General features: G+C 41.3%; 18 protein-coding genes, 1 pseudogene and 1 other annotated feature (1 of these 20 only partly in view). Of the genes and pseudogenes, 14 read left to right on the top strand and 5 right to left on the bottom strand.

Annotated features, from left to right (window positions below; translation table 11 throughout):
• Positions 1-165, top strand: a binding site (T-box leader) (it extends 65 nt beyond the left edge of the window).
• A 122-nt stretch (positions 166-287) separates the two neighbouring features.
• The 5 genes from leuS to BQ4305_RS08035 all read left to right on the top strand — a co-directional run bounded on the left by leuS (position 288) and on the right by BQ4305_RS08035 (position 7,299).
• Positions 288-2,702: a leucine--tRNA ligase gene (leuS, locus tag BQ4305_RS08055; protein WP_110927306.1), complete on the top strand. Its 2,415-nt coding sequence runs from the start codon at positions 288-290 to the stop codon at positions 2,700-2,702.
• A 200-nt stretch (positions 2,703-2,902) separates the two neighbouring features.
• Positions 2,903-3,598 (top strand): CDP-diacylglycerol--serine O-phosphatidyltransferase, encoded by a 696-nt coding sequence (gene pssA, locus BQ4305_RS08050; RefSeq protein WP_110927305.1) that lies wholly within the window; start codon positions 2,903-2,905, stop codon positions 3,596-3,598.
• 133 nt (positions 3,599-3,731) lie between these two features.
• On the top strand, positions 3,732-4,376 hold the full coding sequence (locus tag BQ4305_RS08045) for an SDR family oxidoreductase (protein WP_110927304.1): 645 nt from the start codon (positions 3,732-3,734) through the stop codon (positions 4,374-4,376).
• 121 nt (positions 4,377-4,497) lie between these two features.
• A complete protein-coding gene (locus BQ4305_RS08040) occupies positions 4,498-5,376 on the top strand; it encodes an ATP-binding protein (protein WP_110927303.1) in 879 nt (292 codons plus the stop codon).
• A 9-nt stretch (positions 5,377-5,385) separates the two neighbouring features.
• Positions 5,386-7,299: a vWA domain-containing protein gene (locus tag BQ4305_RS08035; protein WP_110927302.1), complete on the top strand. Its 1,914-nt coding sequence runs from the start codon at positions 5,386-5,388 to the stop codon at positions 7,297-7,299.
• An 80-nt stretch (positions 7,300-7,379) separates the two neighbouring features.
• Here the strand turns inward: BQ4305_RS08035 and BQ4305_RS08030 are convergent, their stop codons facing one another.
• Positions 7,380-7,595: a hypothetical protein gene (locus BQ4305_RS08030; RefSeq protein ID WP_110927301.1), complete on the bottom strand. Its 216-nt coding sequence runs from the start codon at positions 7,593-7,595 to the stop codon at positions 7,380-7,382.
• A gap of 370 nt (positions 7,596-7,965) precedes the next feature.
• On the opposite strand from BQ4305_RS08030, the gene BQ4305_RS08025 reads away from it, so the two are divergent.
• The 4 genes and pseudogenes from BQ4305_RS08025 to BQ4305_RS22235 form a co-directional block, all read left to right on the top strand.
• On the top strand, positions 7,966-9,198 hold the full coding sequence (locus BQ4305_RS08025) for an ATP-binding protein (RefSeq protein WP_110927300.1): 1,233 nt from the start codon (positions 7,966-7,968) through the stop codon (positions 9,196-9,198).
• A gap of 129 nt (positions 9,199-9,327) precedes the next feature.
• Positions 9,328-10,083 carry a SurA N-terminal domain-containing protein gene (locus tag BQ4305_RS08020; protein WP_110927299.1) on the top strand — a complete coding sequence of 252 codons (756 nt, stop codon included), beginning with the start codon at positions 9,328-9,330 and terminating at the stop codon, positions 10,081-10,083.
• 129 nt (positions 10,084-10,212) lie between these two features.
• On the top strand, positions 10,213-10,578 hold the full coding sequence (locus tag BQ4305_RS22240) for an HTH domain-containing protein (RefSeq protein ID WP_407640143.1): 366 nt from the start codon (positions 10,213-10,215) through the stop codon (positions 10,576-10,578).
• A 366-nt stretch (positions 10,579-10,944) separates the two neighbouring features.
• Positions 10,945-11,256 (top strand): annotated as a pseudogene (locus BQ4305_RS22235) (IS3 family transposase); the annotation flags it as partial.
• 70 nt (positions 11,257-11,326) lie between these two features.
• Here BQ4305_RS22235 and BQ4305_RS08010 read toward each other — a convergent pair.
• Positions 11,327-11,953, bottom strand: coding sequence for a metal-dependent hydrolase (locus BQ4305_RS08010; protein ID WP_110927298.1), 627 nt, complete (start codon positions 11,951-11,953; stop codon positions 11,327-11,329).
• A 319-nt stretch (positions 11,954-12,272) separates the two neighbouring features.
• Between BQ4305_RS08010 and BQ4305_RS08005 the strand changes: the two genes are divergently transcribed.
• Positions 12,273-12,617, top strand: a complete 345-nt coding sequence (locus BQ4305_RS08005; protein WP_110927297.1) for a PadR family transcriptional regulator — start codon at positions 12,273-12,275, stop codon at positions 12,615-12,617.
• Between the two features lie 4 nt (positions 12,618-12,621).
• Positions 12,622-13,701, top strand: a complete 1,080-nt coding sequence (locus BQ4305_RS08000) for an HAAS signaling domain-containing protein (protein ID WP_199880613.1) — start codon at positions 12,622-12,624, stop codon at positions 13,699-13,701.
• Positions 13,702-13,774: 73 nt separating this feature from the next.
• Here the strand turns inward: BQ4305_RS08000 and BQ4305_RS07995 are convergent, their stop codons facing one another.
• The 3 genes from BQ4305_RS07995 to BQ4305_RS07985 all read right to left on the bottom strand — a co-directional run bounded on the left by BQ4305_RS07995 (position 13,775) and on the right by BQ4305_RS07985 (position 18,802).
• On the bottom strand, positions 13,775-15,169 hold the full coding sequence (locus BQ4305_RS07995; RefSeq protein ID WP_110927296.1) for an amino acid permease: 1,395 nt from the start codon (positions 15,167-15,169) through the stop codon (positions 13,775-13,777).
• A 799-nt stretch (positions 15,170-15,968) separates the two neighbouring features.
• Positions 15,969-16,685 (bottom strand): YebC/PmpR family DNA-binding transcriptional regulator, encoded by a 717-nt coding sequence (locus BQ4305_RS07990; RefSeq protein ID WP_110927295.1) that lies wholly within the window; start codon positions 16,683-16,685, stop codon positions 15,969-15,971.
• Between the two features lie 290 nt (positions 16,686-16,975).
• Positions 16,976-18,802 carry an APC family permease gene (locus BQ4305_RS07985; protein WP_110927294.1) on the bottom strand — a complete coding sequence of 609 codons (1,827 nt, stop codon included), beginning with the start codon at positions 18,800-18,802 and terminating at the stop codon, positions 16,976-16,978.
• A gap of 459 nt (positions 18,803-19,261) precedes the next feature.
• On the opposite strand from BQ4305_RS07985, the gene helD reads away from it, so the two are divergent.
• The 3 genes from helD to ahlS all read left to right on the top strand — a co-directional run bounded on the left by helD (position 19,262) and on the right by ahlS (position 23,714).
• Positions 19,262-21,511, top strand: a complete 2,250-nt coding sequence (helD, locus tag BQ4305_RS07980) for an RNA polymerase recycling motor HelD (RefSeq protein WP_234396904.1) — start codon at positions 19,262-19,264, stop codon at positions 21,509-21,511.
• 187 nt (positions 21,512-21,698) lie between these two features.
• Positions 21,699-22,577, top strand: a complete 879-nt coding sequence (locus BQ4305_RS07975; protein ID WP_110927293.1) for a ComEC/Rec2 family competence protein — start codon at positions 21,699-21,701, stop codon at positions 22,575-22,577.
• A gap of 291 nt (positions 22,578-22,868) precedes the next feature.
• Positions 22,869-23,714 carry an AhlS family quorum-quenching N-acyl homoserine lactonase gene (gene ahlS / locus BQ4305_RS07970; protein ID WP_110927292.1) on the top strand — a complete coding sequence of 282 codons (846 nt, stop codon included), beginning with the start codon at positions 22,869-22,871 and terminating at the stop codon, positions 23,712-23,714.
• Positions 23,715-23,727: the final 13 nt, after the last annotated feature.

The raw sequence follows: 23,727 nt of genomic DNA, 5'->3' as shown, positions 1-23,727 counted from the left end.
GTCAGTCTGGAGAGATGGTGAACTCGCCTTGGAGTCCCAGGTGTGAATGGCAGAAGTAATGCCTGGCGTGTAATCCTCGTTATGGATGGTGAGCTGGGCGATAGAAATGCATCGCCAATCTGGGTGGTACCGCGGGAAGATATACATAATCCTCTCGTCCCAATTTTGGGATGGGAGGTTTTTTTATTTTTATATAGAAAGTCCGCTTATCCCGTTCATGATCACTGACTTTTAGAGAAAAAGGTAAAGCCGCTGCGGTTTTAGCAAGGAAATAGGAGGAAGGCAAAATGAGTTTTGACCATAAGAAAATTGAAAAGAAATGGCAGCAAGTATGGGAAGAAAATAAGACATTTAAAACTTCAGAAGAAAATGGAAAAAGGAAATTCTATGCATTGGATATGTTCCCTTACCCGTCTGGTGCCGGTCTTCATGTAGGGCATCCGGAAGGCTATACAGCGAGTGACATTTTAGCGCGGATGAAAAGAATGCAGGGGTATGATGTGCTTCATCCAATTGGCTGGGATGCGTTCGGTCTTCCTGCAGAACAATATGCCATTGACACAGGAAATGATCCTGCGGAATTTACAGAGCACAACATTAATACGTTCCGCCGCCAAATCAAGTCGCTTGGCTTCTCATATGACTGGGATCGTGAAATCAACACGACGGATCCTGAATATTACAAATGGACCCAATGGATTTTTCTCAAGCTGTATGAAAAGGGATTGGCTTATGTTGATGAGGTTCCGGTCAACTGGTGTCCGGCTCTTGGAACGGTATTGGCAAATGAAGAAGTCATTGACGGAGTCAGCGAGCGGGGAGGACACCCTGTTGAACGGCGCCCAATGAAACAATGGATGCTTAGAATTACGGCATATGCTGACCGTTTGCTTGAGGATTTGGAAACAGTTGACTGGCCGGAGAATATTAAGGATATGCAGCGGAACTGGATCGGCCGTTCTGAAGGAGCGGAGGTAACCTTCCAAATCGAAGGAAACAAAGGAGACTTCACTGTGTTTACGACGCGTCCGGATACACTATTCGGCGCAACTTATGCGGTATTATCCCCTGAACATCCATTAGTGGAAAAAATTACGGCTGCTGAACAAAAAGATGCGGTAGCTGCTTATATTGATGAAGTAAAAAATAAGAGTGATTTGGAAAGAACTGAGCTTTCCAAAGAAAAAACAGGTGCCTTCACCGGTGCATATGCCATTAATCCAGTGAATGGTGCCAAAATGCCGATCTGGATTGCGGATTATGTCTTAATGAGCTATGGAACAGGTGCCATTATGGCGGTACCTGCCCATGATGAGCGGGATTATGAATTTGCTGTCAAGTTCAGTCTGCCGATCATTGAGGTAGTTGCAGGCGGAGATGTAACGAAAGAAGCCTATACAGGAGACGGAGAGCATGTAAACTCTGATTTCTTAAATGGTATGAATAAGGAAGATGCCATTCAGTCAATGATTAACTGGCTGGAGGAGAAAGGCATTGGGACTAAGAAAGTAACGTACCGTCTTCGTGACTGGTTATTCAGCCGTCAGCGCTATTGGGGAGAGCCGATTCCAATTATTCATTGGGAAGATGGTACAATGTCGGCATTGAAGGAAGAAGAGCTTCCGCTTATTTTGCCGGTTACAACGGACATTAAGCCTTCAGGCACAGGAGAATCACCGCTTGCTAATATGACGGACTGGCTGAATGTAACGGATGAAAATGGACGCAAGGGCCGCCGTGAAACGAATACTATGCCGCAATGGGCAGGGAGCAGCTGGTATTTCCTTCGTTATATTGATCCTCATAACAAGGAAGTTTTGGCAGATCCGGAAAAGCTGAAAGAATGGATGCCGGTTGATATGTATATTGGGGGAGCGGAACATGCTGTTCTGCATCTGCTGTATGCCCGCTTCTGGCATAAGTTCCTGTATGATATTGGAGTTGTTCCAACACCGGAGCCATTCCAAAACCTTTTCAATCAAGGGATGATCCTTGGAGAGAACAATGAAAAAATGAGTAAGTCCAAAGGGAATGTAGTCAACCCTGATGATATTGTGGAATCTCACGGAGCGGATACTCTTCGCATGTATGAAATGTTTATGGGTCCTCTGGATGCTTCCATCGCATGGTCAACGAACGGTCTGGACGGATCGAGGAGATTTCTTGACAGAATCTGGCGCCTGTTAGTCGACGAAGACGGAAAGATAACAGATAAGATAACTGATCGCGATGACAGCGGCAAACTCGAAAAGGTCTATCATCAAACAGTCAAGAAAGTAACGGAAAACTACGAAGAACTTAAGTTCAACACAGCGATATCCCAATTGATGGTTTTCATCAATGATTCTTATAAAGCTGAGAAGCTGCCGAAAGAGTACATTGAGGGATTTGTAAAATTGCTTTCCCCTGTAGCTCCGCATATTGCCGAAGAGCTTTGGGAAAAGCTTGGCCATACAGAAAGCATCACTTATGAAACTTGGCCGGCTTATGATGAAGCGAAGATGGTTGATAATGAAGTGGAAATTGTCATTCAAATTAACGGGAAAGTAAAAGCGAAATTAATGGTCCCAACGGGAACTACAAAAGAAAAACTGGAAGAAATAGCAATGGGGGAAGATTCTGTCAAAGAACAAATTGACGGAAAAACAGTGCGTAAAGTCATTGCCGTTCCGGGCAAATTGGTCAATATCGTAGCAAACTAAAGAATGTTGGCGGTTCAAAGAAGAATGAAGGCTTCTTTGAACCGCTTTTTTTTGGAATGGGAACGGGCTTTGGACTTCTATAAGAAGAGGAAGGTTAATCATACTGCTCATCATTATGGATAAAATGTTATAATGAGGCAATATGAACGGAAAAGAAATGAGGTACATGTTAGATCATTCGTGGAATGTGAGGAGTAGACGTGAAATTTATCAAGAGTATACCGAATTTATTTACACTGGGAAATCTTTTTTGCGGCTTCTTGTCCATCGGTTTTGCTGCAAACGGCCAGTATAACAATGCAGCCATTTTAATCCTGATCGGAATGATGCTGGACAGCATGGATGGAAGACTTGCAAGGATGCTGAAAGTAGAAAGTAATTTGGGGAAAGAACTGGATTCATTAGCGGATATTGTAACCTTCGGGGTGGCTCCGTCATTTTTGGTGTATTATACGTATTTTTTTCATTTTGGACTTTTGGGATTAATTGTTGCAGGGCTTTTTCCTCTATTTGGCGCCTATCGGCTGGCCAGATTCAATATTGGAACCAGCAAAACATCGCTTAACTATTTTATTGGCGTGCCGATTACAGCGGCTGGCGGAATCTTAGCCCTGCTCACCCTATTTGGGGACAGACTGCCGAATATTATTACGACGGTTATTTTTACGGCTCTTTGTTTTCTGATGGTCAGCAGGATCAGAATTCCAAGCTTCAAGGAAATTCCGCTTCCTAAATACGGAACCATTGTCACTTTGTTTATTGGCTGTTTGCTGTATGTCATCTACAGGGGAACCTATCAACAGTTTCCTTATTTGATTTATATTGCGACCCCGCTGTATATTGCTTATTTGGCCTATCGATTTATATTTCTGCGGCATAGAAGGGATCTCGATTAGGAAGACTGTCCTGATATAAGGAAATTATGTAAGGTACGATTTTCACTCCCGCTAATCGGGTAAACAAGGAAAAGTATGGACGATAGGATGGCAGAAATCCAAAATCTATGAAGCAAAGTCAGGAGATGGTTAGATGAATGTCTTAGTGATCGGAGCAAATGGACAGATTGGAAAGAAGCTTGTCGAATTGTTAAAGAATAGCAATGAATATAAGGTCAGAGCCATGATCAGGACAAAGGAACAGGCTGAATATTTCCATGATATAGGAGTCGAGACAGCTGTTGTCAGCCTTACAGATACGGTAGAAGGCATATCTGAAGCGGTAAAAGGCAGTGACGCGATTGTATTTACGGCCGGTTCTGGAGGGAACACAGGGTATGATCAAACGCTGCTGATCGATCTTGACGGGGCGGCTAAAGCGATTGAGGCAGCGGAACTGTCAGGAGTAAAGCGTTTTGTGATGGTCAGTGCCCTTCAGGCCCACAATCGCGAGAATTGGAATGACGCCATACGTCCTTATTATGCAGCCAAGCATTATGCGGATAAAATCCTTGAACAAAGCAGCCTTGATTATACGATTATCCGCCCCGGCGGATTAGTGAATGAACCAGGTACAGGAAAAATAAAAGCATCGGATAATTTAGAGAGGGGATCTATTCCCCGGGAAGATGTGGCAGCTACCATTTTTCATGTGCTAAACAAAGAAAATACCTTCAAAAGGTCCTTTGATCTGGTTTCTGGGGAGACAGAGATCGAAGAAGCCGTCAAAATGGTATAATTCTTAGCTGAAAGAGAGTGCAGAGCATCTTCTGCACTCTTTTTTTGCTTCGGTCCGCAAACCGCGAATTTTGCTTTTTGCAGGAAAAACCATATAAAATAATGCAAAGGAGGATGTTTACATGTATGATTTGAATGGGCTTCCGAGCCCTTTAGCAGAACTAGCAGAAAAGAAGAGAAATACAGAAAGTACCGAATATGATGAGTTAATTCGGAAGGAAGGGTATTTGCCCCCTAACGAAGATTTATTAATAGATGCGATTACAGCGCTGAGCTTGGGAAAAAACATTTTGCTGAAGGGGCCTACTGGAGCAGGGAAGACAAAGCTGGCGGAAACGCTGTCGGCTTTATTCAATCAGCCGATGTTCAGTTTGAACTGCTCGGTTGACCTTGATGCGGAAAGTCTTCTTGGTTTCAAAACCCTCGCATATCAAGAAGGGAAACAAGTGATTGAATTCAGCCCAGGTCCTGTCATTAAAGCGATGAAGCATGGACATTTCTTGTATATTGATGAAGTAAACATGGCAAAACCGGAAACTCTCCCATTAATAAACGGAGTATTGGATTATCGCAGAACGATCACGAATCCGTTCACTAATGAGGTGGTCACAGCCAAGGAAGGATTTAATGTGATTGCTGCCATTAATGAAGGATATATTGGGACAGTTCCTTTGAATGAAGCGTTGAAAAATCGTTTTATTATCATCGAAATTCCCTATATAGAGGGAGAACAGCTGAAGGAGCTCATCCAGTCTTCAACAAAACTTGCAGATGAAAAGATGATTGATTTATTTGTCAGGCTCTCAGCTGATTTAATTCAGGCTGTTAATCAAGGAAAACTTCAGGAAGATGCCGCCTCCATACGCGCCCTTCTGGATGCGTGCGATTTAAGTTCACTGATTCCCCCGAGAAGAGCTATTTTAAGAGCCATTGTGGATAAGCTGGATGAAGAACGCGAGAAGCAATTTGTTGAAAACCTGGCAGAGACTTTATTTGAATGAGGGATGAGGATGAAGTTTATTCGCTTTAATGACTCAGTCATTGATACCGGCCTGTTTCTCCAGCTGCAGGATCTCTCAACAGTTCTGTCAGGAGATCCTGAGATGGAATTTGAATTTAATTATGGTTCTTTTGTAGATTTAAAACTGAAAAAAGTGACAGCCAGCCGGATATGGGATAATTCCCCTGCAGATGTTCAGAGAAAGGGACTGAAATCCGATGTGCTGCTTCGTACGGTAGGAACTTTGTTTCACACGAATGTACCGGCTCTTAAACAGTTTATCGAGTGGCAGGGGGAAGTGAAGATTCCCGGTTTTGCAGCGCAGCTGTTTACTTTGCTGGAAGATTTTCGTCTTGAACAAATAGTAAGAAAACAACGTCCTGGCACAAGGGGAATTTTTGACAGCAGAATCGTCTTTTACAGAAAATATTTCGAGACACAATTGGCTGCTAATGTTACGCGAAGTTATGCATTGGACGAGCTCTTTTGCCTAATTTATCTCACTGTCTACTCTGACAGGCCGGATCCGGTCTTTGCGAAAGCAAATGATTATCAACTGACAGCACTTGAAGGGATTAAACCTTTTCTCTATTCGATTTATGAAGCAGGCGATACACAGGATATCAAGAGAATGACTGAATCTGCCGTTTTGCGTTTGGAAGAGTCTTATGATGATATGATCAATGAATATTTTATCCTGCCAGTGAACCATATCGACCTATATAAGCGGGATACATTATTTGATGAAATGACAAGAAATGATGATCCGGCGGCAGAAAGAGAAGAGAAACTGGATCAGGAAAAAAATGAATATATGGATGAACAGTTTTCTACCTGGCATCGCGAGACAAAGAATGGAGAAAACAATCAAACCTTTCTTCAATTTGAACTGGAGCAGGGAACTAGAACCAATTTAATGGGCGGCGGCGCAAGAGAAGCGGAGGATGCAGACCAGGCGCTGGCATCGGTACAGGGAGCATCGGGAGAAAGCAGACAGAAGGATTATGAGGGGAAGGATGCCCTGCAGAAATCAGAAGATCAGACTGGAAGGCAGTCCGGCGGCAACTATGGTGAAATGAACCGTTTTGCTGTCAAGCTTTCCAAGATGGCTGAATCTCCTTCTGCTTCGGATGAGCAAGTCTATCGCAGTATGGTAAAAGAGATTGAACCGTATAAGAGAAAATTAGCCGGAACCATTGAAAAAATCTTGGAACACAAAAAAAATTCTCCGAGAAGGGATCTTTCTTTCGGCCGACTGTCTAAAAAGCTTCTCCCGCTTGTCTTGGAAGACCAGCCAAGAGTTTTTTATAAAAAAAACAACGAATCGAAAGAAATTGATGCATGTTTTACGCTTTTAGTAGATTGCTCTGCTTCCATGCATAATAAGATGCATGAAACAAAGCGGGGAATTGCGCTGTTTCATGAAGTTCTGAAACAATTGAAAATTCCTCATTCTATTGTCGGTTTCTGGGAGGATGCTAACGGAGTCAAGGAAGGCTACCAGCCGAATTATTTTCATAGAATCCATTCTTTTGAAGATTCCTTTTATCAAAGCGGAGCAAAAATTCTCCAGCTGGAGCCGGAGGAGGATAACCGTGATGGATTTAGCATTAGGGTGATGACGGAGGAATTGGAGAAAAGAAAAGAGACAAATAAATTCCTTCTTGTCTTCTCAGATGGCGAGCCCGCTGCTGCTCAATATGATCAAAATGGAATAGTCGACACTCATACGGCAGTCCTGGCTGCAAGAAAAAAAAGAATCGACACAGTCGGGATCTTCCTGGCGGACGGAATGATAGCCGAGAGTGAAGAGAAAATGATGGAAAATATCTATGGGAAAGAGCAAATACTGATTCCGAGTGTTGCCTTTATCCCTGAATATTTCACCCCGCTTTTGAAAAAACTCCTGCTGAAATCCATATAATCTCTGGACCTGAGTTCGGCATTCAACCGGCTCAGGTCCTTTATTTTTTCTTTTATAAAGTGCTGATTCTATTTTGAACGCTATCCATTTAATTTAATGATCATGACCTTTTCCGGAGCCGCTTTCTTCTTTCTTGGAGGGATTATTTTTCGGTGGCTGATGTTCAATTCTTCAAGACGATCCTCGATGAAAAATTGCAAATCACAATCAGAAATTGGGATTTCTATATCTCCGCAATCTAACAGCTTGTCAAACAATTGCTGATAATCCAGTTCTATTGACAATTGGGACTTCATTTGGACTCCTCCTTTAAAAAATCATTTTCTTACAAATTCCCTGAAAAATTTCTTTTTCCTTCTCTATTCTGAAAAAATCCTCTTTTTTCCAGAAAAAATGTTATATTTTGATGCTGATTGAATAACTATGTTTTACAGGGAGCAGAAGAAGGGAGGAATGGAACTGGAAATACGGAAAATAAGAATCCAGGATGCTGTGAGCAGTGAGCAGGAAAATAGAGAATGGAGCAGAGGAGTTTCTCATTAATGACACCCCGTATGTAAAAATGATCTTTTGAAGAGAGAAAATTGAAAATCTTCCTATTTATTGTTTAATTTTGACAGAGTATAATGAAAATATGACAAAGACGGACCATTTTCGGAGGATACTATGATTGCGGAAATGCTATTTCAATTATTATTAGTGCTCGTTCCTATCCTCGCCTATTATTTTTTCATCAATGAGAATATGAACAGACGAAATAAAGTAAATTTGACCTTAATTCTCATTTTTATGCTGCTGATGGTGATGTCTTTTCCAATTGAATATAATACAGATTACCGTTATGATTTCCGGGTCCTGCCAATCATGATTGCTTTTATATTTGGCGGTTTTTCGTCAGGTATCACTCTGGTCGCTGTGCTGTTCATCATCAGACTTGCATTTGGCGGAGACGGAATTATTTTAAGCGTAATATGCTATACCTTTCTGACTGTATTGTTTCTTCTGTTGAAAGGCCGGCTCAACAATGCGTATAAAAAAAAGAAAATATATCTGATCAGTATCATCTACTGGCTATTCATTGGCAGCAAAGCGCTCATATTGACGCTGAATGGCCAGTCAGAACAGTTCCCCCTGCTGGTGACTTTCTATCTGTTCGTCTGGGTCATTTTACTGATCATTACCTTCCTGATTGAAAACTTATATCATAGCTGGGCCATGAGCAAGGATTTACAGCGAGCTGAAAGGTTAAATGTCATCAGCCAGCTGGCAGCATCTGTAGCCCATGAAGTCCGTAATCCGCTAACTACGATTAGAGGCTTTCTTCAGTTAATGGAAAGTGACGGGCACGTCCATGCCTCGCATAAAAACTATATTAAGATTGCTCTTAATGAATTGAATCATGCACAAGCTATTATCAATGATTATTTATCTCTGGCGAAACCGCATACAGAAGGATCTGATTTAGTTAACCTTTCCGAAGAAGTTCGAAACACGGTTGAATTGATGAAATCCTATTCGAATATCCAAAGCATTACTATTGAATCACTTATTAAAGAACCCTTGTTTATTCAGGGCAATAAAGCGGAAATTAAACAAGTATTGGTCAATATCATCAAAAATGGGATTGAATCGATGGAAGCAGGCGGCATCTTAAGTGTGCAGGCCTATGAAAAGGAAGAAAATGTATATATAGAGATAAAGGACAGCGGGCAAGGGATGTCAGCTGTTCAAATTAGGAATTTAGGCACCCCATTTTATACAACAAAGGAAAATGGTACAGGTGTGGGATTGATGATTTCCTTCCAGTTGATTGAATCAATGAAAGGAAAGGTCAAGATTGAGAGCAAAACAGGAGAGGGGACGAAATTCACTATTCAATTTCCAGGAGCGGCTTCTTAAGCGCTTTCCTGCGGAAGAAAAATGTCATTTTCAGTAAAAAATATAATAAATGTTTTCTTTTACTGTGAACTTCCTTTATAATGCCCTGTAGAGAACGTTTACTATGGAGTAACGGAAGGAGACAGTTACATGAAGAAATTACTACTACCTGTCATAATTGGATTAATGGCAATGATGCTTGCAGCCTGCAATTCTGATAAGGAAGCAGATCAAGATAAGGATAAAAAAGAAACGGCCCAAACGGAAGAGAAACAGCAAGAAGAACAAGCTGAGCTTCAGAAAAAAATGGACAAACAAAAGGTCGATGAAAAAAAGGTCGTAGCTACGGTTAACGATGAGAAAATCATGGGAGCTGAATATAACAACGCTCTTTCCATGGTGCAAATGCAAATGCAGCAGCTGGGTCAGGACCCAACCGAAAAGGATGCAGCTGAAAATGTAAAAGACCAGGCAATCCAGTCCCTTGTAGGCCAAAGACTTTTGATTCAGGATGCGGATAAAAAGGGCTATACGGCCTCTAAAGACGAAATAAAAAAACAGATGAGCGATATCAAAGGTCAGTATGAGGATGACAAAGCTTTTGAAAAAGCATTGAAAGAAGCGGGTCTTACAGAGGATGAATTCAACGTACAAGTAGAAGAAAATATTAAATATACGAAGTATATGGATAAAGAAATCGAAGTGAAGGAAGCAACGGATCAGGAAGTGCAGCAATATTATGATCAGATGACAGCCCAAGGCAAAGAAAGCGGACAAGAGATTCCCGAATTAAAAGATTTGAAGCCTCAAATCGTAGAAACCTTGGAACAGCAGAAGAAACAGGAAAAACTGGCTGAACATGTTGAAAAACTGCAGAAAGATGCCAAAGTAGATATTAATGTTTGAATGAAATAAATAGAAAAAAACGTTTGTAATATGGTACCAGTGGTTAAGACACTCAAAAAAAGAGTGTTTTAACTACTGGTATTTTTTTATATACTTGAATTTTAAGATATGGAGATGAGGTGAGACAGGATGAGTAAGATTACATTTTCAGCTAAAGAGATCAAAGCACTTCAACAGAATCCAAATGTTCAACGTGTTAGTGAAAAAGCAATTACCTATACTGACACCTTTAAAAATAGATTTATGGATGAGTATTTGTCTGGTAAACTTCCGCGTCAGATTTTTATGGAGAACGGCTTTGATATTGAGATTATAGGACAAAGCAGAATGGAACAAGCAGCTTGTAGGTGGAAGAAGGCATATGAAAAAAATGGAGTAATTGGACTTACAGATTCAAGGAAAGTAAGTTCTGGCAGAGCATTAAAACGAGAGCTTACCCCTTCTGAGGTGATCGAAAGACAAAAGCACAAATTAAGTTACTTGAGGGACAGGTAGAACTATTAAAAAAGCTAGAAGTGACAGAAAAGGAGGCTGCTAAAAGGAAGAGAAAATCTAGCCCCGAGTAAAGTATATCAGTTGATTTATGAGACCATTGAACAGAATCGTTTTAAAGGAATGACCTCATATTTCTGTCAGCTATTAGATGTATCTCGTTCGGGATATTATAGCTACTTAAAGGCATCCAGCAGCCGAGATGCAAGAGAATTATTAGACCTAGAGGCAAAAAAGATGATAGTAAAGGCATTTAATCATCGAGGATATAAGAAAGGGTCACGTTCTATAAAAATGATACTGGAAAAGAACAATGGCATTATCTTTAGTCGTAAAAAGATACAGAAATTAATGAGCAACAAGAAAGTAACGCTACATCCAGAAGCCTTCATTCACTCAGATCAAGGAAGTCATTACACTAGTCCAAGATATCAAAAGCTATTAAACAAGTATGGTCTTAGGCAATCTATGTCTCGTAAAGGCAACTGTTGGGATAATGCTCCTCAGAAGTCATTCTTTGGTCATCTAAAAGATGATGTGGATTATAAATCGGCTAAAACGTTAAAAGAATTGAAGGCAAAAATCAATCATTATATGGTTTACTATAATAATTATCGATATCAGTGGAACTTAAAAAAGATGACCCCTATTCAATACAGGAATCATCTTCTCGTTGCTTAAGCTCTTTTTTTATAGTGTCCTTGACATAGGTGCCAGTTTATTCCAAACGGTTTTTTGTTGCCGGCTTTATTTATATTTCTTTTGATGAAAGGGGCAGGAACAGTTTAATCCCCCGTTTATTGACCGGCAGGATTTTCATATCTGCTGCCAAATGACTGATATAACCGGCCAAACAAGCATAATATACTCCGGGAACTCCGATTGAAGCTTCTAAACGAGAGGCAATCATTCCGAAAAATACGGTTCCGAGGATAGAATGCGTATAACTCCGGTGGGAGACCAGAGATGCGGCAATAATATAGATTCCAAGTAACATCAGCCAGCTTTCCTGCAGGGACAAGCCGCCCGCAATCACTCCGGCTCCTGTCAGGATCAGCATATGTTTCTGTTTGATCAGGGAAGAAAGAACAATCATAGCAATGCCGAGCGCTACTCCGAATATTCTTTCCTTAGCCGTTCCTTCATAAAGGCTGTAGAAAATCATTAAAAATCCAATCAGCTGGGAAGCAGTGCGAATGACGGTATGGGGCAAAGTGATCCGTCCCCTCAGTTTCCCGTCAATATCGAGATCAGGCACCAGCCCTGAAACCGCTCCAAGACTTACTAATAAAATTGTGGCTGAAGGTTCAGATTGAAAGGTATTAGCTACAATAAATCCTGCTGCCGCTCCTATTGCTGTGTGAGCCGTTCCATTCAATGATATTCACCTATTTCTATGTATACTTTTCCTTATGCGTAACTGTTGATCAGTCAGGGGCAGAGGAGTGTCTTTATTATAACAAACGTTTGTTCCTCTGTGGACAGAAATTAAGAGAAATCGTTAGGATCTGAATACAGATTTAAAAGAGTTGGAATGAAGAAGAACTCTTTCTTTGTTCATGAAAGTCTATCGGGCCATTAAAATCTCCAAGTTAACAATAGGGTGTATGCAGCTGACTCTTTTAAGCCAGTGAATAATATTATATAAGTAGTAATAGTGTATTATACACAGTATAATGAAATCAGGAGCTGATGAGATGAATGACAGGAATGAACATTTAGATAAATTGATGCATGAATTAAGACGCGGAACTCTTACGATTGGTGTTTTGAGTCAGCTTTGTAAACCGCAATACGGATATTCTCTTGTAGCTTCTTTAGAAGAAAAGAATTTTCATGTAGAAGCGGGAACATTGTACCCTTTACTACGAAGATTGGAAAAACAAGGTCTTTTAGAAAGCAAATGGGACACGAATGAATCAAGGCCCCGGAAATATTACCTCTTAAGCGAGATGGGAAAAGAGGTTTTTGAACAGCTTGTTGTGGAGTGGAAGAGTATGGAAGTCCGTTTGGATCAGTTACTTCAAAATAAAGGAGAGTGAGAGTATGGTAATAATTGAACGATATGTTTACGCAGTCACTCAGAATTTACCGCAGCCGCAAAGAGATGACATTGCAAAAGAGCTTCGGAGTTTAATTGAAGATATGCTTGAAGAGCGGGTACAAGAAGGCCGAGTGACTGAACAGCATGTGGAAGAAGTGTTATTGGCACTGGGAGAACCTCGAATACTGGCTGAACAATATCGGGGAACGAAACGATATCTTATTGGGCCGGAACTATTTGGTCCTTATATCCTGGTATTGAAAATGACTGTAATTGCTGCGATTGTGGTTATTGGTTCTTCGTTTGGTTTCAATCTTATTGTAGATCCGTCTTCTATTTTAGATTCCTTCCAATCTGTTCTGGTTGATTTAGTGACTGGATTGCCATTTGCCTTTGGGTGGACAACATTTGTGTTTGCAATGATTCAAGTTTTTGGGAAAAGGTCAAAGAAAGTTGATTTGAAAGGAACTAATAGTTGGAAGCCTTCAAAATTGCCGGCAGTCCCTCATCCAAAAGGGCAGATTAGAAGAGGAGAAGTGATTACAGGAATCATTTTTTATATCATCGGTATGATGTTTTTCAGCTTTTCCAGTGAGTATTTAGGTGTCTGGCTATATGAAGGAGGAAAGTTTAGTAAGGTTATCCCATTTTTTAATGAAGAAACGTATGGCTATTTCTTGCTATTCATCTTGCTGATATTTGGAATGGGCATAATAAAAGAATGTCTAAAACTTGTTTATAGCAGATGGACAATGAAACTTGCCCTAGTTACTGCCATTGTAAATGCAATTTCAATAATTGGGGTTTTATTTGTTGTTAGCGAGCCAGCTATTTGGAATCCAAGCTTTATGAATCAACTAACAGAAAGCGGATTAGTTGCTGCAGGCAGTGAAGCATATTATGTAATAACGGCTGTCTGGGAGAGAGTAACATTATGGCTATTTATTTTGTTTATCATTGGATTAGTGTGGGAGGCAGCTAATGGTTTTATAAAGGCCCAAAAAGCAAACAATATGGCCAATGATAAAAAACAGAACCAAGCATTTGCCTTTTGCCGATTTACTGAGGATAGAAGTATATGATTTCTTACGATATAAAAAAAGATGGGATCCGGACTGAATGCCGAATTCCATCTTTTTTGCAAGTACGGTTGATTTAAAGGGCGGATTTTGCCGGGCGAACCCATTTGTAAAACAGCAATCCGCTTAGTAAGAGTGCAACTCCGAGAAGGAAAGTAGACCAGTCAGCTGTTCCTGCATAAATCACCCAAATAGAGTAGGCAGAGGCCAAGACCGCTATCACTCCGTCTGTTATCCGTCCTTTTCCATTCCTGTAAGTATCTCCCGTAAGAACCATCTTAAGCTGGAAAACGGAAGAAATGAGATATGGGATTAAATATGATAATGTTGCCACGATGATCATGAATTCATAGGCAGAAGCAATTGATTTCGAAATAGTAGAGAAAATAAAAACCTGGCCAAAAAGGTTCGTGACGACCATTGAAAAGAGCGGCATGTTATTTTTGTTTGTTTTTAGAAATCTCGGTAAAAACATGCCTTGTTTGGCCGCCTGATATGGAACCTCTGCACTGAGCATTACCCAGCCGATGGTTGATCCAAAGAAGCTGACTAAGGCAACAGCGGCTAGAATTTTTCCGCCAATCGGTCCAACTACAGAGCTGAACGCATCAATTAAAGGTTTGTCTGATGTAACCAGCTCCGCGGGAGAAAGAATTCCCATAACAAGTGTGCTGATTCCTATATAAATAGCCAATGAAATTAAAAGACCAAGGATAGTTGCCCGTTTGACATCTGCCTGTTTCCTCGCTCTGGATGCAAAAACAACGGCAGACTCGACACCGATGAATGCCCATAATGTAAGCAAGGCAGCATGATTGACCTGTCCGAGAATACCAATGGAATGTCCGTCGGTTACAACCGCTGCAGAAAAAGGCACGATATTCGATTTTTCGAAAGCGAATAACCCAATTACGATGAAAGCAAAGAAGGCCAGTACTTTAGCAGCTGTTGCAATAAAGTTTACTTTACCTGCCTCATCCGCGCCTCTCAAAATGATGAAATGGACGCCCCATAAAAGAATCGTACAGACAGCAAAAGTCAAAGCATTGCCAACCTTGATACTTGTTCCGGCAATAGTGAAAAACTCTGCCTGACTCAAAAGGATAGGGAAAAAAGCGGATAAATAACCGGCAAAGGTCGTAATCACCGCAATATTTCCAATCAAGCTTCCGATCCAGTAGCCCCAGGTTGACATATAGCCTGACAGGATAGCGAATTGACTGTCTTTTTTAAAAAGCTCTTTGGCATAAAGCTGAGGCCCGCCGGAGAGGTGAGGCTTTCTGATAGCAAGATTGCCGAATACTAATGCAAGCATCAGAACTCCGGCACCTGTTACTGCCCATGCAGTGATAGAACCGGCAGGGCTGGCAACTTCGCCTAATTGGCGCGGGAGCATAAAGATGCCTGACCCTACCATATTACCAACGACTAACGCCGTTAAAATCCATAAACCCAGTTTTTTATTGCTCATAATGATCTCCTTCTTCTTGTTGACATTACAGTCTGCTGCGATGTTTTTGAAATTTGCTGATTCAATGATTCTATATATACGAAACGTGCCAAATAAAAAAGGAAATAAGCCAGGGGATCGTTCATCTGGCCATTTCCTTAGGCAAGATCTATGTTTACGAAAATCCAGCAATTATAACACACTGGCAGTGAAGATTTATACAAGTACTTGTATTAATATAGAGAGAGCCGCTATAATTGTCAATGGAAATCGGTACCTTCAGAAAAGGCTGAAAAGTGAGGCAAGTCTGGTAATATGCCAGCGTATTCGGGACCTGCTGTTTGCTGTTCAGCCTTTTATTATTCTTTCCATAAGCAAGTCTCTTTCATACGGTAACTCTTTTATACCCATCACACATTTTTTTAATCGTTGACTAAAGAGAAAAGATGAGGAAGTAACCTACAGTGAGGAATAAAAGTATAATAAAAGAAAACAAACGATCATAGTTACATTGTTTTAGCGAACGGTCTGGTTTCTAAGATACGGGAATTTGAGAATTTTAAAACTATAGCTGGAGAGCATTTTGGTGCTCGGATGCCCTGAATTGCATAAAAATCGCGGGAAAGCAGCCGACAGAGAAATAAAATAGAATGAAAATGATACTTATTGGATGAATGAAGGGGTTATTTCTGAGGCAAACACGCCCGTGGCTAAAGGAAAATGTCTCTGAACGGAAATCAGTGCAGTATAGCAAAAAAAGTATCAACCCTCTCTGTGAGAAAGTTGATACTTTTTTCAGCATCTCCTGCGATGAGATCCATTAATTTAGTTCTACGTTGTGATAAACCTGCTGAACATCCTCTAAATCCTCAATGGCATCAATCATTTTCTCAAATTGTGCCTGTGCATCTTCAGGAAGGGTGATATCGTTTTGCGCAAGCATCGTTAATTCAGCAACAGTGAATTCTGTGATGCCCGCATTTTTTAATGCTTCTTGAACTTGATGGAATTGATCAGGTTCCGCATAAATAATGACGGAGTCTTCTTCGTCATTAATATCACGAACATCAACGTCTGCTTCCATAAGCAGTTCCAATACTTCCTCTTCTGATTTGCCTTCAATGCCAAAGACAGCAGTCGCATCGAACATATAAGCTACAGATCCGCTAACTCCCATATTTCCGCCATTCTTTCCGAATGCTGCCCGTACATCAGAAGCTGTCCGGTTTACATTGTTGGTAAGGGCATCGACAATAACCATGGAGCCGTTCGGGCCAAAGCCTTCATAACGGAGTTCATCATATGTTTCGTCTGAACCGCCTTTAGCCTTTTCAATGGCACGGTCAATGATCGCTTTTGGAACATTGTAAGTCTTTGCTCTTTCCAATACGACCTTCAGCGCCTGGTTAGATTCCGGATCCGGCTCCCCTTGCTTTGCAGCCACATAAATTTCACGCCCGAATTTGGCATAAATTCTGCTTGTATTTGCATCCTTTGATGCTTTTTTTTCTTTAATATTGTTCCATTTGCGGCCCATAAGGTTCCACTCACTTTCTATTAAAATCTAGGTATAAGAGGAAACAAAGCCATGATTACAGCTGAAATTTCCTTTGAATTAAAAAAGTGCATTTCACTCGATCCTATTATACCTCATATTGTCAGATTTGAAAAAGCGCTGCCTGCTCTTTCTATCTGAATAGATGAAAGATATTTTGTTATTTAGCTTTTTCATACTTAAACTGTCTATTAATATGAAAAGCCCGCTGGCTGATGCCTGCGGGAAAATCATTATAGGTTTCATCAGCAAAAGTTCAAAAAAAGCCTATCCTATTTTTTCAGATGATAGGGAACGGTGGTAATCACGACATTTCTCCGATAAAGCAGGAAGGCCCTTATTAATAAACTGGATTGGTTATGCAGAATATTATGCCATCCTTTTTTCGGAATGAACTGCGGAATAACGACAGTGACCTGATAATTTGATTCTCTCGCTTTATGTTCCACGATATCCACAAATTTGGTCAGCGGCTGGATCAGGCTCCGATATCGGGAATGCAGCGTGACAAGCCGAATATCAGGCTGCCATTTCTCCCACTTTTTCTCGAACTTTCTTTCTTCATCCCGTTCAAAAGCTACATATACAGCAATGATTTGATCGGGAGACAGGGACTTCGCATAATTCAAGGAATTTTCTACAACATGGGTTATACCTGCTACCGGCACGATGATAATATTCCCCTCTATTGGCACGGCTGTCAGTTCTGGATTCAATCTCAGCTGCTCCCCGACTGAATCATAATGCTTTTTAATTTGATAAAAAACGAGAATGATGACAGGAAGAAACACAAGTACAGGCCAGACATCACTGAATTTAGTCAAAAAGAAGATGATGGTGATGGCAAAGCATATGATAGCTCCGGCTGTATTGATTAAGAATTTTGTGACCCACCCTTTTGGCTTTTCCCGAATCCACTTCATCATCATTCCGCTTTGAGAGAGCGTAAATGGAATGAAGACGCCGACTGCATATAGCGGAATCAGTCGGTCTGTATGGCCTTTAAAAACAATTAAAAGGAGAATGGAGGCAAGTCCCAGTACAATAATCCCGTTTGAATAGCCTAAACGGTCTCCCCTGATTGTAAACATTCGCGGAATGAATTTGTCTTTTGCCAGATTGACGGCCAGCAGCGGAAAGGCAGAGTAACCTGTATTGGCTGCTAATATAAGAATCAGGGCAGTCGTTCCTTGTACGAAGAAGTATAGGGAATTTCTTCCGAAAATCGTTTCCGCTATTTGTGAGACGACTGTGACTTCCCGGCTTGGAACAATGCTTAAATAATAGGATAAAAAGACAATTCCCGTAAATAAAAAGGCAAGGATCAGCCCCATGGCGGTTAGGGTCTTTGCCGCATTAGCGGGAGCAGGATCTTTAAAATTCGGGATGGCATTTGAAATCGCCTCTACTCCGGTAAGAGCAGAACTTCCTGAAGCAAAAGCTCTTAACAGAATGAATAAGCTGATACCGGCAACAGGTGTCCCGATTGGTGCATGGTGCCCGGAATGAATACTTCCTGTGAAAACCTGGTAGACACCTGTTCCAATCAAAAGCACCAGTGCTAAAATAAACAAATAGACCGGATAGGCAAGGACGGAAGCCGATTCTGTTACACCGCGTAAGTTCAAGATGGTCAGCCCAATAACAAATAGAATACTGATGGGCAGATTATAGACGTACAGGGATGGAAAGGCCGAAGTAATGGCATCCGTTCCTGCCGATACACTGACAGCAACTGTCAGGATATAGTCCACCAGCAAGGAGCCGCCGGCGATTAATCCAGGGTTTGTCCCGAGATTATTTTTGGAAACGACATACGCCCCGCCTCCATGCGGATAAGCATGGATAATTTGACGGTAAGATAGAATCAAGGCTGTTAATAAGACAAGCACCCCTGCCGCAATCGGTAGCGAATACCAGTAAGCGGCAGCTCCTAATGTGATTAATACAATCAATATTTGCTCAGGCCCATAGGCAACAGAGGATAGGGCATCTGAAGATAAAATGGCCAAGGCCTTTTTTTTATTAAGTTTTTGTTCGCCTAAATCCTCGGATTTCAGCGGACGGCCGATTAAAAATCTTTTTAAAGATGACATCATACAAAACACCTGCCAGCAGAAATTGTGAAACTAACAAACTAATTGACGCCAGACAAATCCGATGAACACCCTGCGAGTTTTAGAATGAACGGGCAGTGGGTGATGTGTCCGGCAGTTCCACCTTCTTTCTTCGTGTTGTGGAAGTCCCGCTTTTAAGAAGGATTCCCTCTTCCTGAATCGGTATCCAAATAGGACGGTTTCACCATACGAAATGATTTCGGCGGGTATCGCGGTGAAACTGCAGATATCATACTCCCATAAAATTGAAAAGTAAATATAAATTTTCGAGGAAGGAATAAAGGAAAAAAGAATCGAACTTTTCGTATATAAATATGTTGAAGAGGCTTTTTGAAATCGGATTTTTTTTGCAAAAAGGCACCAGGTTTGATACTATGAATTTCCATTTCACCGCTGCATACGATTGTCAGTAATGTGATTTCGAAAGGCAGGGGAAGCCAGGTGGCATCGAAGCAGCATCCGGATATGAAAGAAGAACAAAAAAGGCTGGATTTTACAAAGCGTTATATGGATGTAATTATCAAGACAGCTGAATCAAGCAAAGATCAATTCAGGAAATATATGCAGGAAACCTTTGGAGATGAGGATTGGCAGGAGTCTGGGAGGTATTCAGAACTCCTGACGACTGCCAATTTCTTTGAAATGTCCAAAACCGAGCTGGAAAGCCTGAAGGCAGCGCAGGGAAAACCGTATTTTGCGAGAGTGGATTTTAACAGGAAGGGAAATGAAATTCACGAGAATCTGTATTTCGGAAAGACGTCTTTATATCAGCGTGAAACGCAGGAGCAAATCATCGTGGACTGGAGGTCGCCCATAGCTAACCTCTATTATGAGGGGCGGGTCGGACCGGTCGAATATGAGGCAGAGGGAGAACTGTTTTCAGGGGAGATCACTCTTAAGCGCCAGCTGATGATTGAAGACGGGCAGCTTCAGGAAATCCGGGATATTGATTTGACGACTACGGATGAATTGCTTCAGGAATCTTTAGCAAAAAGCTCGAGCAGCCGATTGACGGATATTGTCTCAACCATTCAGGAGGAACAGAATAGAATTATACGGGCGGACCTGAATAAGCCAATCATCGTTCAAGGGGCAGCAGGAAGCGGAAAAACAACGATAGCGCTCCATCGTATTTCATACTTTCTATATCAGTACAAAGAACAGTTTGATCCCCGTCAGCTGATGATCCTGGCTCCAAGCCGGCTGTTCATCGATTATATTTCAGAAGCCCTCCCGGAATTAGGGGTGGAAAAGGCGAAGCAATTCACCTTGGCAGAATATGTCCAGCTTGCCATTGAACAGAAATTGTACATTATTCCTGATAGAAAGCTTGTTAATTTGCTGGAAACACATGATTCTGAAATTGAAGAATCGATTTGGATATCCAGAATGAAAGGATCTCTCATGTTTAAAGAGATTTTGGACAGATATGTGCAGGATATCCTTTTGCGTTTTTGTCCAAATGAAGATTTTTATTGTGATACTTACAGACTGTATTCAAAAAGAAAGTTCAGCAAGCTTTTGACCGAGGAATATTGGTATCTTCCGGTCTATTCGCGTGTTGAAAAGCTTAGACAAATCCTGCAGAACCAAGTAAAAGCAAAGAAGAAAACGATGCTCGGACGTGTGAATGAGTTTTATGAAAGAAAGATTGACAGGGCACTGACCAAGGTGGAAGACCCGGTGATGAGAAGAGAATATGTCACAAACTTCCTGGCCAAGAAAGAAGAAAGGGAAGCGGAAGTCCAACGGGAAATCAAAACCTCAGTCCAGCGGTATTTTAAGAATTTTGAACGGAAGACTCTGCTTCCATATTATAAGGAACTGTTCTCGGATCCCGGCAAATTATCGGAGTACAGCGGTTTTTCCCTTTCTCTGAAAGAAGCAGCAAGGATTTGCAGCTATCAGAAAGTTCTTCTTCATAAAAAACAATATGAATTGGAGGATCTGGGACCGCTTCTTTACCTTCATTCGCTGCTATTTGGAGTGAAAAAGGAAAATCAGGCTAAAAATATTGTCATTGATGAAGCCCAAGATTATAGTTTTATGCAGCTCCAGGCTTTAAAAACCTCTTCAGATACAGACATGTTTACGCTGGTCGGCGACTTGGCCCAAGGAATTTATTCTTATCGAGGCTTGGAATCATGGGATGCAGTGCACCAAGATATTTTCCCGCGTGCCACTTATACAGAGCTGAAGAAGAGCTACAGAACGACGATTGAAATTATGAATGAGGCCAATAAATTACTGGACCTTCTGCCTTATCGTTTTCCGCAGGTTGAACCGGTTGTCCGGCACGGAAGAGAACCTGAATTCATCATGCTAGGTCCTGAGTGGGTCAAGAATCTCTCAGACAGAGTAAATGAGCTGAAGAAGGAAGGGATGAAGACATTCGCCGTCATCACAAAAACGATGGCAGATGGGCGGGAAGCTTTCAAGAATCTCTCAGAATTTTCTAATGAAGCTGTGCTGCTCGAAGAAGAAGCCTCCATTCCAAGAGATAAAATGGTCATTCTTCCATCTTATTTGGCTAAAGGCTTGGAATTTGACGCTGTATTTGCTCTGTCACTGCATGAAACGTATGTAAAAGACAGTGAGCTGGATGTCAAATTGCTCTACGTCGTCATGACCCGTCCTTTGCACCGGCTTTATTTTATCGGAAAGTCAGAGAGGGATTTCATTCGAGAATGAGCGTAATAAAGAGATACAGCATGAAAACAGGCGGAAAGGGAATGTGCCTTTCTTGCCTGTTTTTTTGACTGGCAGGCTGCTTTATTTAGCAAACTGTGTAAAGAGTACCTTCGATTTATTCACCGTATAAAACCCGGTCTTTTTAAGGAAAATAGGATTACACTATTTCGGAAAGGCGGAACGGGGTATGAAAAAACTGCAATTGTTAATCGTTATAGTTCTTTTCTTTACCTTATCCGGAGGAATCACAAAAGCTGATGCGGGATCCCGGCTGACTGTGCATTTCATTGATATTGGCCAGGGGGATTCGGCTTTAATTCAGACGAGCAGCGGAGAAAATTATTTGATTGACGGCGGAGAGCGGGAAAAAAGCCAGCAAATCATTGCATATCTGAAAAAACTGAAGGTGAAAACGATTGATTCGGTTATTCTTACCCATCCGGACGGAGACCATGTTGGAGGACTCGCTGCAGTTATTCAAACGTTTCGAGTCAACAATATATATGCTTCCAAGGTAGCCCATGCGACAGTTTCCTATAAGAACTTTCTGAAGGCCGTACAGAAAAAGGGACTTAAAATTAAGAAGGCGGAAAACGGGGTCGTGATTAAAACAAAAGCTAAAAAGACTTCCCTTAGCTTTCTGGCGCCTGTGAAAAGCTATGACAAAAAGGATTTAAATAATTGGAGTGCGGTTCTATTGCTGAAACATCACCAGAAAAAGTTTCTTTTTACGGGGGATATTGAAAAAGAAGCAGAAAAAGATTTAATTGAGCGGGGGCTGATTCCGAAAGTAGATGTTTTGAAAGTAGCACATCATGGATCCCATACCTCGACAACGGCATCTTTCCTAAAGAAGGCAAAGCCGAAATTTGCTGTCATCAGTTTAGGGGACAATGATTACGGCCATCCGACACCTGAAGTCTTAAGACTTTTAAAAGCATGTAAAAGCCAGATCTTTAGGACCGATCAGGATGGAACGGTAGTGTTTCATTCTTCAGGATGGAGGCTGACTGCAGAAACGGAAAAACAGCTTCAGCCTCCCGCAATAATGGGCGTCAATCCTTAAAGTATCTTTGAATTTTTAAGAAATAAGGAAAGGCGCTGGCTTGTTTAAAAAAAGAAAAGTAAGCGTTTGCAATATCGGATTGGAATCTGGTAAACTATTTGTAAGAAAATAACAATCAAGAAATGCTAATTAAGTAGATTTTGAGTTGTAATGGTTACGTATTCATTTTCATCTGTTGTATGTACATAAAGGACGTTGCAGAGGGATTTGTAAGGATTCTCAATATGGCGCTGGCAGCAATGGAAACTTGAATCTCAAAGAATAGCCGACTATTAAAGGAGATGAAAGTGAATGAATGTGATTAATCAGCATCCCAAGCTTTACGTGATGGACAATGGGACGATGCGAATGGACAAAAATTATATGATTGCTATGCATAATCCAGCTACAATTGATCATCCGAACCAGCCGAATGAATTTGTAGAATTTCCGGTTTATACGGTATTGATTGATCATCCGGAAGGGAAAATTCTGTTTGATACGGCATGCAATCCAAATGCAATGGGGGCAGAAGGACGCTGGAGCGCATTTACTCAAAAGGCTTTTCCAATCAATATGCCGGAAGAATGCTATCTGCATCATCGGCTGGAACAATTGAAGGTAAGACCGGAGGATATTAAGTATGTTGTAGCTTCCCATCTCCATCTGGATCACGCGGGGTGTCTTGAGCTTTTCACGAATGCCACAATCATTGTCCAGGAGGATGAATTTAACGGAACCCTGCAGACCTATGCACAGAACGTTAAGGAAGGGGCTTATATCTGGGCTGATATTGATATGTGGATTAAAAATAATCTTCAATGGCGCCTTATAAAACGCGGGGAAGATCATGTGAAATTGGCAGATGGCATTGAAATACTGAATTTTGGCGGAGGGCATGCCTGGGGAATGCTCGGCCTTCATCTAAATATGCCGGATACAGGGGGAATCATTCTGGCTTCAGATGCCATTTATACAGCTGAAAGCCTGGGTCCGCCGGTAAAGCCGCCGGGAATTATTTATGATTCGGTCGGCTACCATTCTACAGTAGAAAGAATCCGCCGTTTGGCGAATGAAACGAATTCCCAGATTTGGTTCGGCCATGACGCCGCGCAATTTAAGGGATTCAGGAAATCAACTGAAGGATATTACGAATAAGGAGTGCTGTTCT

Origin of the sequence: Bacillus massiliglaciei (assembly GCF_900098925.1) — a bacterium.
Classification (GTDB): Bacteria; Bacillota; Bacilli; order Bacillales; family DSM-1321; genus Peribacillus; species Peribacillus massiliglaciei.
The sequence above is the reverse complement of the archived record's forward strand: the minus strand, read 5'-3'. Positions and strand labels throughout refer to the sequence as shown.

Bases quoted from the DNA above. Each gene is read 5' to 3' on its own strand.
- BQ4305_RS07985 (WP_110927294.1), bottom strand. From the start codon at position 18,802: ATGATGTCATCTTTAAAAAGATTTTTAATCGGCCGTCCGCTGAAATCC.
- BQ4305_RS08000 (WP_199880613.1), top strand. From the start codon at position 12,622: ATGGTAATAATTGAACGATATGTTTACGCAGTCACTCAGAATTTACCG.
- BQ4305_RS08045 (WP_110927304.1), top strand. From the start codon at position 3,732: ATGAATGTCTTAGTGATCGGAGCAAATGGACAGATTGGAAAGAAGCTT.
- BQ4305_RS22240 (WP_407640143.1), top strand. From the start codon at position 10,213: ATGAGTAAGATTACATTTTCAGCTAAAGAGATCAAAGCACTTCAACAG.
- BQ4305_RS08025 (WP_110927300.1), top strand. From the start codon at position 7,966: ATGATTGCGGAAATGCTATTTCAATTATTATTAGTGCTCGTTCCTATC.
- BQ4305_RS08020 (WP_110927299.1), top strand. From the start codon at position 9,328: ATGAAGAAATTACTACTACCTGTCATAATTGGATTAATGGCAATGATG.
- BQ4305_RS07995 (WP_110927296.1), bottom strand. From the start codon at position 15,169: ATGAGCAATAAAAAACTGGGTTTATGGATTTTAACGGCGTTAGTCGTT.
- BQ4305_RS08035 (WP_110927302.1), top strand. From the start codon at position 5,386: ATGAAGTTTATTCGCTTTAATGACTCAGTCATTGATACCGGCCTGTTT.
- BQ4305_RS08005 (WP_110927297.1), top strand. From the start codon at position 12,273: ATGAATGACAGGAATGAACATTTAGATAAATTGATGCATGAATTAAGA.
- ahlS (WP_110927292.1), top strand. From the start codon at position 22,869: ATGAATGTGATTAATCAGCATCCCAAGCTTTACGTGATGGACAATGGG.
- leuS (WP_110927306.1), top strand. From the start codon at position 288: ATGAGTTTTGACCATAAGAAAATTGAAAAGAAATGGCAGCAAGTATGG.
- BQ4305_RS07975 (WP_110927293.1), top strand. From the start codon at position 21,699: ATGAAAAAACTGCAATTGTTAATCGTTATAGTTCTTTTCTTTACCTTA.
- BQ4305_RS08040 (WP_110927303.1), top strand. From the start codon at position 4,498: ATGTATGATTTGAATGGGCTTCCGAGCCCTTTAGCAGAACTAGCAGAA.
- BQ4305_RS07990 (WP_110927295.1), bottom strand. From the start codon at position 16,685: ATGGGCCGCAAATGGAACAATATTAAAGAAAAAAAAGCATCAAAGGAT.
- BQ4305_RS08030 (WP_110927301.1), bottom strand. From the start codon at position 7,595: ATGAAGTCCCAATTGTCAATAGAACTGGATTATCAGCAATTGTTTGAC.